Below are 12290 nucleotides of genomic sequence, written 5' to 3' on the forward strand. Positions count from 1 at the left end.
TTCCTCCTTAGCTCAGTCGGTAGAGCGACGGACTGTTAATCCGCAGGTCGCTGGTTCGAGCCCAGCAGGAGGAGCCACCTTTCAAAACCCAGTCTTTGACTGGGTTTTATTTTATCTGCAACTTATAGCCAAACAACTTGCAGTTGCAGGAAGACGGTGAGCCAGTGAGTGAGCATAGGCCAACGATGTGATTGGGGTGACTAACCTAGCCAACACCACTGCAGCTTCCAGTAAGAAGAGTATATCCATCACAAATACTCGCCCTCGTTTCCTACCCATCATTTGCGCCGATAAAAAAAGGCAAACCGAATGATTTGCCTTTTTTACCTTCGTTGAAACTGCAAGTTACTTAATGTCACGCTGTTTGCGGATTAACTCATAGGCGGATTGGATCTGCTGCGATTTTTCTTTCGCCATATTCATCATTTCCGGTGGTAAACCTTTGGCCATCAATTTATCCGGATGGTGTTCATTCATCAGCTTACGATAAGCCCGCTTGATCTCTTGCGCGCTACTGCTGTCGGTAACGCCAAGCAATTCATAAGCATCGGCAAGATGATCTCGCGCTGAAGAGGCTTGCCACTGCTGGCCTCGCTGGTTTTGCTGCTGTGAACCCGCGCCGCCAAAACCACCACCTTGCTGAAAGCGAAACGCCGCTTCTTGCATACGCAAACGCCGCTCAAGCTGATCCGCCGAAAAACCTAACCCACGCGCAATACGGTGCAATACATTGCGCTCATTAGGGTCAATATCCCCATCGGCAAATGCGGCAGAGATTTGCAGCTCAAGGAAAAACTGTAATAAATCAAAGCGCCCAGCGCTAGCAATCTTCACCCGCTCTAGCACCGGTTCGAGAGGAAAATCAGCCTCTTTTCCCTCACGAAAAGCCTCTTGTGCTGCCCGTTTTTGTTCGCTGGTTAAATTCATGCGATCCATCATAATGGTCGCAAGCTGAATTTCTTGTTGAGTTACCTGCCCTTTCGCTTTGGCGACGTGCCCCATTACCGAGAAAGCGGCTTTAAAAAATTGCTCTTGCCGCTCCGCTTGGCTGGGGCCTCCGCCAAAAGCGCCAGCACCAGGTTGAAAACCAGCCTGATTTAAACGACGAGCTTTATCAAATTGATGACCAAGGAAGATCCCAAAAATTGCGCCGAAAGGTCCCCCAAATAGGAAGCCAAAAAAAGCGCCCAATATTTTTCCAAAAATATGCATTATGTGCTCTCAATCTATGAATTTTTCTGGAGTGAAGCGGTCTGATAGTGGCGGATGCGTCAATTTCCTTTATGATAAGGAACGTCTATGTTTCAGGCTCCTAAGTTCGGAATCCATCCAGTTCAACAGGCCATTAAGCTCAACAGGATAGTACAACCTAATGTCATGCTTCTCCCGCACATTTTTAGCCGCCTCAATTAGCGCTGCGCTATTTGCACCTCAGATACAAGCAGAAGCAGGTGTCGATGACCATCACACTCCACAGCTCAGTGGTGAGCAGTGCTTAATTAATCCGCCAGAGCCTACTAATCCAGGCCAACAGCCTATCAATGTCGAAGCGGATAAGCTAGAGGCAATCAATGGTCAGCAAGCAACCTATTCGGGCAATGTGGTGGTGGTGCAAGGTAACAAGCGAATTGCCGCCGACAATGTCACTTTGCATCAGCAAGAGAACTTAGTGGTCGCTGAAGGTAATGTACAGTTTAGCGATGGCCAAATCAAAACCCACTCGACCCGAGCCACCAACCATCTCAATACCGATCAAATGACGCTCGAAAATACCCGTTACCAGTTCTTATGCGAACCGGGACGAGGTGAAGCGGTGTTTGTGTCTAAAACCGGTAAAACCGTGTACGAAATTGAAGATGGTTCGATAACCTCGTGTCCAGATGGGGATAATGCTTGGCGTATGCGAGCTTCCAGCATTGATGTTGACCAAGATGAAGAGATTGCCACTTTCTACAATCCACGCCTTGAAGTGCAAAATGTACCGATTTTCTATCTGCCTTATTTGACGGTGCCGATCGGCGATACCCGTAAAACCGGCTTTCTCTACCCGACCGCCTCTTATGGCTCTCGCAATGGTTATGAGCTTGAAGTGCCGATTTATTGGAACTTAGCGCCCAATTACGATTTAGAAACCACCTTCATCTACATGCAAAAGCGCGGCACGCAATTAAATAGCCAATTCCGCTATTTGAGTGATTTTGGGCGTGGCCAAATTAAGGCTGAATTTTTACCCGACGATAAACTCTATGTCGAACAAGGCAATCGTTGGGCGGTGCAATATGAACACAGTGGGATTTTCCAACAGGCATGGAAGTTTGAGATTGATTACTCGAAAGTCAGCGATATCAACTATTTTTCTGATTTAGATTCGGGGATCGGTAAACGTGAAGATGGTCAATTAATCCAAGAAGGGCGCGCGACCTATCGTACCCAAAACTGGGATTCGTCACTGTTAGTGCGTGATTTTCAATTGCTGACCAATGATACCACCAGCACCAACTTACCCTATCGGTTAATGCCACAACTGAGCTATAACTATTACGCGCCAGAACTGATGAAATACTTGGATCTCGATTTGATCAGCCATATTTCGCGCTTTGAAACCGATGCCAAAGGCAAGCCGTCAGCGACTCGGGTTCATATTGAGCCTGGTTTAAAAATGCCGTTCAGCAATACTTGGGGTAACTGGACCACCGAAGCACGGCTACTTGGTACTTATTATCAACAAGATCTGGATAACACCACCGATAGCAAACTCGAAGAGAGTGTCACTCGGGTGATCCCAGAATTTCGAACGGGTGCCGGTATCGTACTTGAGCGCGATACTATCCTGCTCGATAGCTATACCCAGACGCTTGAGCCAAGAATTCAGTATCTGTACGTGCCAGAGCAAGATCAGAGCAATATCGCTCTCTACGATTCGACCATGCTGCAAACTGACTATTACGGGTTGTTCCGTAGCCGCAAATACAGTGGGGTCGACCATATTAAGTCGGCCAACCAAATTAGCTACGGAGCCTCAAGCCGCTTTTTTGATGACGCTTATAAAGAGCGGCTCAACATCGCATTTGGCCAAATTTTCTACCTCGACAGTAAACTCAACCCCTCCAATAGCAATGGCGATCAAGAGTCGAGCTATTCGGCGTGGGCGGTCGAGATGGACTTTAACTTTGCCGATTATCTGTTCTACCACGGCGGCATCCAATACGATATTGATACCCAAGATATTCAACTGGGCAACAGTACCTTAGAGTACCGCTTTACTGACGGCTACCTGCAAGGCAACTACCGCTATGTTGCCAAAGATTACATCCGTAATACGGTTGGGGATAGCATTGCCAATATTGATGATATTACCAAAGATGGGATTTCTCAGGCTGGTCTGCTGGCGGGTTATCAGATTAATCGACGCTGGAAAGCCAGCGGTCAATATTATTATGACCTAACCACCCAGCAAGCTTTAGAGTGGTTAGCCAACCTCACCTATACCTCAGATTGTTGGTACATGGGCTTTACCTACAGCAATCAACTGAAAAGCTGGAATGGTAACTTTGTGACCGACCCTTACGCGAGCCCGATCTATGAAAACAACTTCAGCTTCAATATCGGCATTATTGGTTTTGGTACCAGTATCGGAGCGGGTTCGAGCATGACTGGGGTTGATAGCGCTGGCAATTCGCTTGGTTATGGTCGCCCATTCTTCCTTAATAACTAATTTATTCGCCTGAGCGGATTCAGGCTAAAACTTTCAGATAGGACTGCCCATGAAATTGTGGAAAACCACACTAATTAGCGTTATCAGTGCACTGACTGTATTCAATGCTCACGCACAACCACAAGCACTCGATAGCGTTGCGGTCATCGTCAATAGCGGCGTGATCTTACAAAGTGATGTCGATGGCGCACTCAAAACAGTAAAAGCCAATGCCAAACAAAGTCATCAAGCATTGCCTGTAGAAAGTGTGCTACGCGAGCAAGTGCTCGAAAAGCTGATCATTGATACTTTGCAGCAGCAAGAAGCCGACCGAGTTGGGGTGAAAATTGATGATAGCCGCTTAAATGAAGCGATCAAAGAGATCGCCAGCAATAACCAGCAGACTCAAGAACAACTGATTGCTGCCGTCGCCCAAGAAGGCCTGACTTACCCGGAATTTCGTGAACAAGTCCGCAAAGAGATGGCGGCCAGTGAAGCACGCAACGCTCTGGTTCGTCGTCGGATCAATATCTTGCCCGCTGAAGTGGATACCCTAGCCGAGCTGCTGGCGCAAGAAACCGATGCGACGGTGCAATATAAAATCAGCCATATCCAACTGCGTGTTGAAGATGGGCAAGAAAAAGCTCAAGTAGAAACGTTAGCCAAGCAACTGGTCGACGAGCTGCAAAATGGGGCTGATTTTGCCCAGTTGGCTTACACCTATTCGAAAGGACCTAAGGCATTACAAGGTGGTGATTGGGGTTGGATGCGCAAAGAAGAGATGCCGACCATTTTTGCCGATCAAATCAAGCTGCAAAATAAAGGCAGCATTATTGGCCCATTTCGCAGCGGTGGTGGCTTCCACATTCTAAAAATTGATGATGTGAAAGGCTTAGAAACCGTCGCCGTCACCGAAGTGAACGCGCGCCATATCCTCATCAAACCGACTATTATTCTCAGTGATGAAGGGGCGCAAAAACAGCTCAATGAATTGATCCAGCGGATTAACAGTGGCGAAGCCACCTTTGCCGAACTAGCGCAACAATATAGCCAAGATCCAGGTTCAGCCGCACAAAAAGGTGAATTGGGCTATCAAACGCCAGATCTGTATGTGCCTGAATTTAAACACCAAGTCGAAACCTTACCGGTAGGTCAAATCAGTGCGCCTTTTCAAACCGTACATGGCTGGCATATTGTCGAAGTGCTGGATCGCCGAGAAGTGGATCGCACCGATGCTGCGCTGAAAAACCGTGCATACCGCATTTTGTTCAATCGTAAGTTCAATGAAGAAGCGAGCGCATGGCTGCAAGAGCTACGTGCCAGCGCCTTTGTTGAAGTATTGAAGGACGATAAGGATGAGCTGTAAGCGGATTATCGTGACCGCCGGTGAGCCGGCGGGAATTGGCCCAGATTTAGCGCTCGCACTGTCTACTCACGATTGGCCACATCAACTGGTGGTGTGTGCCGACAAAGCTTTGCTCAGTCAACGTGCTGCCCTGCTGGGAATTGAAGTAAAACTGCTTGATTATCAAGCTGATCATCCAGCTTTACCACATCAAGCAGGCACGCTATGGGTTGAGCATATCCCACTCGCTGAGCCCGTCATCGCCGGCCAACTCAACCCCGCTAACGGCCATTATGTATTAAAAACGCTGCAAAGAGCGGCAAAAGGCTGTATGAATGGCGAATTTGATGCTATTGTCACCGGCCCTGTGCACAAGGGGGTGATCAACCGAGCGGGGGTCGCGTTTAGCGGTCACACTGAATTTTTTGCTGAACAGTCCAATACCCCTCTAGTGGTGATGATGCTGGCTACAGAAGGCTTACGTACCGCTTTAGTCACGACTCATCTCCCGTTAGCTGCAGTGCCACAAGCGATAACCTGTGAACGTCTAGAGCAGATCATTCACATTCTCCACAAGGATTTAGTCGAGAAATTTGCCATTGCTGAGCCGAAAATTTACGTGTGTGGTTTAAACCCCCACGCAGGTGAAGACGGTGTATTAGGCATGGAGGAGATTGAAACTATCACTCCTACCCTACAGCGTTTGCGTGAGCAATATGGCATGCAATTGGTTGGCCCAATGCCAGCCGATACTATTTTTAGTGAAAAATACTTACAGCAAGCAGATGCGATCCTTGGTATGTACCACGATCAAGTCCTGCCAGTGCTTAAATATAAAGGGTTTGGTCGCTCGGTAAATATTACCTTAGGTCTGCCCTTTATCCGCACATCAGTTGACCATGGTACGGCGCTCGATCTGGCCGCCACCGGACAAGCTGATACAGGAAGCTTATGGACGGCATTAGCTTACGCAATTGAATTAGTTGATAAAAAAGCGCAATAACTTCGAGAACACTATGAGAAATGATGTCCACTTAGGGCACAAAGCGCGCAAACGCTTTGGTCAAAACTTCCTTAATGATCCTTACATCATTGATGGAATTGTGTCGGCAATTAATCCACAGCCTGGACAAAACTTGGTAGAGATCGGCCCAGGATTGGGAGCGATCACAGAGCCAGTAGGGCGTGAAGTCGATAAGTTCACCGTGATCGAACTTGACCGCGATCTGGCAGAGCGTTTACGCAATCACCCTGAGTTGGCGAGCAAACTGACCATCCATGAAGGCGATGCGATGCGTTTCGACTTCAAGCAATTGGTTAAACCTAACCATAAACTGCGTATCTTTGGTAACTTGCCATACAACATCTCAACGCCACTGATGTTCCACCTTTTTGAATTCCATCGTGATATTCAAGATATGCACTTTATGCTGCAAAAAGAGGTGGTCAACCGTTTAGCGGCAGGCCCAAACAGTAAAGCGTATGGCCGCCTAACAGTGATGGCGCAATACTACTGCAAAGTGGTGCCAGTACTTGAAGTGCCACCTACCGCGTTTGTACCGCCACCAAAAGTTGATTCTGCGGTGGTGCGCTTAGTGCCGTATGAAGATTTACCACACCCAGCGACCAGCCTAACTTGGCTAGATCGGGTAGTGCGTGAAGGCTTTAACCAACGTCGTAAAACCGTGCGTAACTGCTACAAAGGCTTAGTCGAACCAGAAACCCTGCAACAACTCGGTATCGAGCCGAGTATGCGACCTGAGAATTTGACCTTGGCCCAGTTTGTGGCACTCGCCAACTGGCTTGATGCACAGCCGTCAACTCACGCATAATTAAAGCAAGGACGACATTAGTCGTCCTTGCTTTATCAGCGTAGAGATCCCACTCAACCGAGGAATCGCTCATGGATGTTTCGCTTCCCTGCATCAAAATTCAGGTTCAGACTCGCTACGTTGAGCAGCAGTCTAACCCTGAATATCAACGCTTTGTGTTTGTTTATCTGATCACGATTAAAAATCTCAGCCCGCAAACGGTACAGCTATTAGGTCGTCGTTGGCTGATCACCGATGCCAATGGCAAACAGATTGCAGTAGAAGGTGAAGGGGTGGTTGGCGAACAGCCCTATATTGCCACCAATGATGAATACACCTATAGCAGTGGCACTGTATTAGAGACGCCTATCGGGGTGATGCAGGGGCATTATTTAATGGTCGATGCACAAGGTGAATCGTTCACGGTCGAAATTGAACCGTTTCGCCTCGCGGTTCCTCATGTATTGAATTAACGGAGTTTATGTGGCTAATTACATCGTCGGAGATATTCAAGGCTGTTTTGACGAGCTACAACTGCTACTCGATCAAGTCCAGTTTGATCCAAGCCAAGATCGACTATGGTTTGCGGGTGACTTAGTGGCTAGAGGGCCGAAATCACTCGAGACATTACGCTTCGCCTACCAATTAGGTGAGGCCGCGCAAGTCGTGCTCGGCAATCATGATTTGCATTTGCTTTCGGTGGCGCTCGGCAATCACCCCGCTAAACGCCGCGATCAAACTCAAGCGATTTTTGCTGCACCAGATGCGCCATTATTACTCGATTGGCTACGCCAACAACCATTACTAGCGGAACATGCCGAATTTGTGGTGTGCCATGCCGGAGTTTCCCCACAATGGGATTTAGCCACGGCACGCCAAGCCGCACAAGAGGTCGCACAAGTGTTACGCGGCCCACAATGGCCTAACCTGATTACGCAGATGTATCACGATCAGCCGGACGCATGGCACGTAGCGTTACAAGGCTTCGATCGCCTGCGTTATATCATCAATGCCTTTACGCGGATGCGATTTTGCTACCCCGATGGTCGGTTAGATATGCACTGTAAGCTCCCTCCCTCACAAGTGACTGACGGTCACTTATTGCCTTGGTTTCAATTACCTCAACGGATCAAGCTGGAAAAAACAGTGATTTTTGGCCATTGGGCGGCTTTGGAAGGCTATGCCAGCCAAGAGGTGATCGGACTCGACACTGGCTGCGTATGGGGGGGCAGTTTAACCATGCTGCGCTGGGAAGATAAACGCTACTTTACCCAAGCCGCGCGCTAACGCCAAATTCTTCCCCCGCCCATCAGCGGGGGGAGTTGAATCGATCAATATTAACCCTTAATAAACCGGTGGTTAGCGATTGAGCTGGCTCAAGATCTGCGTTGGTAAATCACAAAATCCATCGCATAAGCATTATTTAAATCGGCCGCATAGTGCTCACGATAACACTCTAGCCACTCACTGCCCCACTCTGGAAATTGCGTATCACCCTCGAGATCGGCATGAATTTGCGTGAGATACAATTTATCGGCTAACGGTAAACACGCTGCATATAAGCTGCCACCGCCAATGATCATGATTTCGTCAACCGCTCCGGCTTTGGCTAATGCCGCGTCGATTGAAGTGACCACATCCACCCCCTCAATCTGTAAGTTCGCATCGCGCGAAATCACAATATTGTGCCGCCCCGGTAAAGGTCGACCAATCGATTGGTAAGTTTTACGGCCCATGATCACCGGTTTGCCTAGAGTACAACGTTTAAACCAAGCAAAATCGGCGGGTAAATGCCACGGCATCTGATTGTCTTTACCAATCACGCGCTGCTCTGCCATGGCGGCAATCATACTGATCATCATTTTTGGGTTACCTTTTACGCTAGCAATCTACTAGCCATTAAATAATCGGTTTACGGCGATAAAAAAGTAGCCCAGGCACAGCAAGGCCAATCGCTAAACCGACGATGATAAACATCGCTTTGAGAAAATTTTCCGATAATGCTTCCATCAGTTGGACCGAAAAGCCAAGCTGATTCATTTCAACTAATGCAATCATCGCCTTAAAAGCAAACACCCCTGGCACCATAGGAATCAGTGCCGCCACTGTGAAGACCTTGGGGTGAGCGAGAAAGCGCCGTGACCAATAAACCCCAACCATACCCACCAGGGTCGCGGCAAAAAAGCTTGCCCATTCAATCGGCATCCCAAACTGCATCATCAAGTAGCGCGAGCCATGACCCAGTGCACCGCCAAGAGCACAGTACTTCAACGCTGGTTGCGGCACATTAAACACCAACGCAAAGCCAACCGCTGGTATTGCTGCAAAAAACATATCGTTGAGCAATCCCAACCCTAGATCCCAACTTAACATTACCACCCCCAGATCCCTGTCACGCTCATTGCTGCCACAATCCCAAGTGAGGTCGCTAACGTCAGTAAACTGGCCATCGCAAAGCGCGCAATCCCCATATTGATATAGCCTTTGAGCATATCAGCCACCGCATTAATCAGAGGAAAACCGGGCACCAGCATCAATACTGACGAAGCCATCACTATGGTCGGTTTATTACCCAATTGATAAACCACCGCTTGCGCCGAAATCACCGAGGTGACAAAAGCGGTCGCAGTAAAATTGAGTAGTGGGTTGAATTGGCGATGCCCGATCTCTTGACGCACGATCATTCCAACACTGGATGCGATCAAAGTGATCATAAATACCATCCAATCACCGCCCGCTAAACGGCTAAATGCTGCACATGACAAACCAATCATCACCACCACTAACCAGCGGTTATAGCGTGCCGGACTAATTTGATTGATTTTTTTCTGAGCGAAACGGTAATCAAGCACGCCCTTTTCCATCATGATGCAGATCCGTTGGATCTGGGTCACCACGCGCATGTTGATGCCGCGATCTGGGCTACGTCTGGTGGTCGTGATGCAATGCTCATGATAAACGGTGGTGACCACCAAAGAGCAGGCCGAAAGAGACACTTCGACTTCACTCATACCACTGGCAAGGCCAATTCGGCGCATAATATCGCCGACTAAGGTACTTTCCGCGCCATGCGCTAATAACATCTGCCCTGCCTGGGCAATCAAACGAGAAACGGCTCTCTGTTTGGCTTCCATGATTCCTTTCCTAAACACCTAACAACGCCCAAAAGTGGCACTTAGTGTGCCTGAAACGGCGAGCGAGAAATATGATTTAGACACAAAAAAGCCGCAACAAAGTTGCGGCATTAACGTTCGGTGATTTAGTCACGTACATAGATAACGTGGCCGTCATCTTCTTCGTCGTCCCAATCATCCCAATCGTCATCATCTTCGGTGATCACTTCACGACCAGCCAAACCATCTTTTTGATGGTAATCCCAGGTAAAATCGACTTTTTCGGCTTCGCTTGGCTGTGATGTCTCTTTTGGCAAGGTATCCATAAATTCAGCCAGCTTCATGCACAGCTCTTTGGTCCCTTGACGGTTAGCCGCTGAAATCTTGAAGTATTCGCCTTCCCATGCCAAAGCATCAATGATGTCTTGGATGATTTGGTCGGCTTGATCTTCCGGTATCAGATCGACTTTATTGAACACCAACCAACGTGGTTTGCTGGCCAGTTTTTCACTGTACTGCTCGAGCTCATCAATAATGGTCAAGGCATTATGCGCAGGATCACTTTGATCAATCGGCATAATATCGATCACATGCAGCAATACTCGGCAGCGTTCAAGGTGCTTCAAGAAGCGGATACCTAAACCGGCCCCTTCTGCCGCGCCTTCAATCAAGCCCGGAATATCGGCCACCACAAAGCTCTTTTCTGGCAATACGCTAACGACGCCTAAGCTTGGCACCAAAGTGGTAAACGGATAGTCCGCCACTTTAGGTTTCGCAGCAGAAACCGCACGAATAAAGGTCGATTTACCCGCATTTGGCATACCGAGCATACCCACATCCGCCAGCAGCAACAGCTCTAAGCGAATATCGCGGACTTCACCTTTGGTACCCATGGTTTTTTGGCGTGGAGAGCGATTGACTGACGATTTAAAACGGGCATTACCCAAACCGTGCCAGCCACCTTTCGCGATCATGACTTTTTTGCCATGCTCAGCCACTTCACCTATGATTTCATTGGTGTGAATGTCCACCGCACGAGTACCGACTGGCACGCGTAGCACTTTGTCTTTACCACATTTGCCAGTACAGTTACCGCCGCCACCATTTTTACCACGCTCTGCTTCATAGAAGCGCTGGAAACGGTAGTCGATCAATGTATTAAGGTTTTCATCGGCCAGCATGTAAACATCGCCGCCGTCACCACCATCGCCGCCATCAGGGCCGCCATTGGTGACAAATTTTTCGCGCCAAAAGCTCACAACACCGTTACCGCCGTCGCCCGCTTGGACTTTAATTACCGCTTCATCAACAAATTTCATTTTTCCTCCACTCAATGTCGTGGGAAATCTTAATCAGTCTAGTAAACCTGAGAACGTAGATCCCAGAAAATAATCACCTGCTTGGATCAGGCTGCATTCAGGTCTAGGGTCTAGGGTCTAGGGTCTAGGGTCTAGGGTCGACCACACTTTTGATAAATAAAAAACCCCACCAAACGGCAGGGCTTTTGAATTCATCAAGAAACGTTGCTTATTCAGCTGTTTCGATGCTAACGAATTTACGGTTTTTAGAACCTTTAACCTCGAACTTCACTTTACCATCAGATAGAGCGAATAGAGTGTGGTCTTTACCGATGCCTACGTTAGTACCAGCGTGGAACTTAGTACCACGTTGACGAACGATGATGTTACCTGCAAGTACAGATTCACCACCGAAACGCTTAACACCTAGACGTTTGCTTTCTGAATCGCGGCCGTTACGAGTAGAACCACCAGCTTTTTTGTGTGCCATTGTTGAACTCTCCTAATAACTTAAGCGTTGATACCAGTGATTTTCACTTCTGTGAACCACTGACGGTGACCTTGTTGCTTACGAGAGTGCTTACGACGACGGAACTTAACGATTTTTACTTTATCGCCACGACCGTGTTGTACCACTTCAGCAACTACTTTACCGCCCTCAAGAAGAGGAGCACCTACTTTAATGTCTTCGCCGTTAGCAACCAGCAGAACTTTATCAAATTCTACAGTTGCGCCAGTTTCAACGTCTAATTTCTCTAAACGAAGGGTTTGACCTTCGCTTACACGGTGTTGTTTACCACCAGATTGGAAAACAGCGTACATATTTTACTCCGCTCTTTCCGCACAGCCTATGCTACATTTGCGATAAGGGTGTGCGCTAAACTAATCATCAATAGGGCGCAGATTCTACGTGAATGATGTGCCTATGACAAGCCATATTTTGAAAAAAGTGGCGAAAAGCTAATCGCCAAACAAAAGTGCCGCAATCATGCCTTTAAGCCATGTATTAATCAATAATTTTTAGTGTAT

Annotated in this window: 13 protein-coding genes and 1 tRNA gene; 7 read left to right on the forward strand and 7 right to left on the reverse strand. The window is 48.0% G+C overall.

What is annotated here, in order from left to right:
* Position 1: 1 nt before the first annotated feature.
* A tRNA-Asn gene (locus tag PUN32_RS12170) sits at positions 2 to 77 on the forward strand.
* Positions 78 to 345: 268 nt separating this feature from the next.
* On the opposite strand, the gene djlA is transcribed toward PUN32_RS12170, so the two are convergent.
* Entirely contained in the window at positions 346 to 1212 is an 867-nt protein-coding gene (gene djlA, locus PUN32_RS12175) for a co-chaperone DjlA (protein ID WP_274723464.1), read from the reverse strand.
* Between the two features lie 160 nt (positions 1213 to 1372).
* Here djlA and lptD point away from each other — a divergent pair, with 160 nt between their 5' ends.
* From lptD to PUN32_RS12205, 6 genes are all read left to right on the forward strand, one after another.
* Positions 1373 to 3715, forward strand: coding sequence for an LPS assembly protein LptD (lptD, locus tag PUN32_RS12180; protein WP_274723465.1), 2343 nt, complete (start codon positions 1373 to 1375; stop codon positions 3713 to 3715).
* A 49-nt stretch (positions 3716 to 3764) separates the two neighbouring features.
* Positions 3765 to 5060 carry a peptidylprolyl isomerase SurA gene (surA, locus tag PUN32_RS12185; RefSeq protein WP_274723466.1) on the forward strand — a complete coding sequence of 432 codons (1296 nt, stop codon included), beginning with the start codon at positions 3765 to 3767 and terminating at the stop codon, positions 5058 to 5060.
* Entirely contained in the window at positions 5050 to 6042 is a 993-nt protein-coding gene (pdxA, locus tag PUN32_RS12190; protein WP_274723467.1) for a 4-hydroxythreonine-4-phosphate dehydrogenase PdxA, read from the forward strand. The genes surA and pdxA overlap by 11 nt, the downstream gene beginning before the upstream one ends.
* A 13-nt stretch (positions 6043 to 6055) precedes the next feature.
* Complete coding sequence (gene rsmA, locus PUN32_RS12195; RefSeq protein ID WP_166013728.1) at positions 6056 to 6871, forward strand: 16S rRNA (adenine(1518)-N(6)/adenine(1519)-N(6))-dimethyltransferase RsmA; 816 nt, start codon at positions 6056 to 6058, stop codon at positions 6869 to 6871.
* Positions 6872 to 6942: 71 nt separating this feature from the next.
* Entirely contained in the window at positions 6943 to 7323 is a 381-nt protein-coding gene (gene apaG / locus PUN32_RS12200) for a Co2+/Mg2+ efflux protein ApaG (RefSeq protein ID WP_274723468.1), read from the forward strand.
* 10 nt (positions 7324 to 7333) lie between these two features.
* Positions 7334 to 8137 carry a symmetrical bis(5'-nucleosyl)-tetraphosphatase gene (locus tag PUN32_RS12205; protein ID WP_274723469.1) on the forward strand — a complete coding sequence of 268 codons (804 nt, stop codon included), beginning with the start codon at positions 7334 to 7336 and terminating at the stop codon, positions 8135 to 8137.
* Between the two features lie 89 nt (positions 8138 to 8226).
* Here PUN32_RS12205 and folA read toward each other — a convergent pair whose 3' ends face one another.
* The 6 genes from folA to rplU form a co-directional block, all read right to left on the reverse strand.
* On the reverse strand, positions 8227 to 8712 hold the full coding sequence (gene folA, locus PUN32_RS12210) for a type 3 dihydrofolate reductase (RefSeq protein WP_274723470.1): 486 nt from the start codon (positions 8710 to 8712) through the stop codon (positions 8227 to 8229).
* A 37-nt stretch (positions 8713 to 8749) separates the two neighbouring features.
* The gene (locus tag PUN32_RS12215) at positions 8750 to 9223 is read right to left on the reverse strand and encodes a threonine/serine exporter family protein (RefSeq protein WP_274723471.1); all 474 of its coding nucleotides are present in this window, start codon (positions 9221 to 9223) and stop codon (positions 8750 to 8752) included.
* Positions 9223 to 9984 (reverse strand): threonine/serine exporter family protein, encoded by a 762-nt coding sequence (locus PUN32_RS12220; RefSeq protein WP_274723472.1) that lies wholly within the window; start codon positions 9982 to 9984, stop codon positions 9223 to 9225. The genes PUN32_RS12215 and PUN32_RS12220 overlap by 1 nt, the downstream gene beginning before the upstream one ends.
* 125 nt (positions 9985 to 10109) lie before the next feature.
* Positions 10110 to 11282 carry an Obg family GTPase CgtA gene (cgtA, locus tag PUN32_RS12225; protein WP_274723473.1) on the reverse strand — a complete coding sequence of 391 codons (1173 nt, stop codon included), beginning with the start codon at positions 11280 to 11282 and terminating at the stop codon, positions 10110 to 10112.
* Between the two features lie 208 nt (positions 11283 to 11490).
* A complete protein-coding gene (rpmA, locus tag PUN32_RS12230; RefSeq protein ID WP_166013735.1) occupies positions 11491 to 11751 on the reverse strand; it encodes a 50S ribosomal protein L27 in 261 nt (86 codons plus the stop codon).
* 20 nt (positions 11752 to 11771) lie between these two features.
* Positions 11772 to 12083 carry a 50S ribosomal protein L21 gene (rplU, locus tag PUN32_RS12235; RefSeq protein WP_045569813.1) on the reverse strand — a complete coding sequence of 104 codons (312 nt, stop codon included), beginning with the start codon at positions 12081 to 12083 and terminating at the stop codon, positions 11772 to 11774.
* Positions 12084 to 12290 lie beyond the last annotated feature (207 nt).

The organism is Vibrio chanodichtyis (genome assembly GCF_028863985.1).
Classification (GTDB): Bacteria; Pseudomonadota; Gammaproteobacteria; order Enterobacterales; family Vibrionaceae; genus Vibrio; species Vibrio chanodichtyis.

Excerpts from the sequence above, each read along its gene's own strand:
- PUN32_RS12220 (WP_274723472.1), bottom strand. The coding sequence starts at position 9,984 with ATGGAAGCCAAACAGAGAGCCGTTTCTCGTTTGATTGCCCAGGCAGGG.
- lptD (WP_274723465.1), top strand. The coding sequence starts at position 1,373 with ATGTCATGCTTCTCCCGCACATTTTTAGCCGCCTCAATTAGCGCTGCG.
- rpmA (WP_166013735.1), bottom strand. The coding sequence starts at position 11,751 with ATGGCACACAAAAAAGCTGGTGGTTCTACTCGTAACGGCCGCGATTCA.
- rsmA (WP_166013728.1), top strand. The coding sequence starts at position 6,056 with ATGAGAAATGATGTCCACTTAGGGCACAAAGCGCGCAAACGCTTTGGT.
- PUN32_RS12215 (WP_274723471.1), bottom strand. The coding sequence starts at position 9,223 with ATGTTAAGTTGGGATCTAGGGTTGGGATTGCTCAACGATATGTTTTTT.
- folA (WP_274723470.1), bottom strand. The coding sequence starts at position 8,712 with ATGATGATCAGTATGATTGCCGCCATGGCAGAGCAGCGCGTGATTGGT.
- cgtA (WP_274723473.1), bottom strand. The coding sequence starts at position 11,282 with ATGAAATTTGTTGATGAAGCGGTAATTAAAGTCCAAGCGGGCGACGGC.
- djlA (WP_274723464.1), bottom strand. The coding sequence starts at position 1,212 with ATGCATATTTTTGGAAAAATATTGGGCGCTTTTTTTGGCTTCCTATTT.
- pdxA (WP_274723467.1), top strand. The coding sequence starts at position 5,050 with ATGAGCTGTAAGCGGATTATCGTGACCGCCGGTGAGCCGGCGGGAATT.
- surA (WP_274723466.1), top strand. The coding sequence starts at position 3,765 with ATGAAATTGTGGAAAACCACACTAATTAGCGTTATCAGTGCACTGACT.
- apaG (WP_274723468.1), top strand. The coding sequence starts at position 6,943 with ATGGATGTTTCGCTTCCCTGCATCAAAATTCAGGTTCAGACTCGCTAC.
- rplU (WP_045569813.1), bottom strand. The coding sequence starts at position 12,083 with ATGTACGCTGTTTTCCAATCTGGTGGTAAACAACACCGTGTAAGCGAA.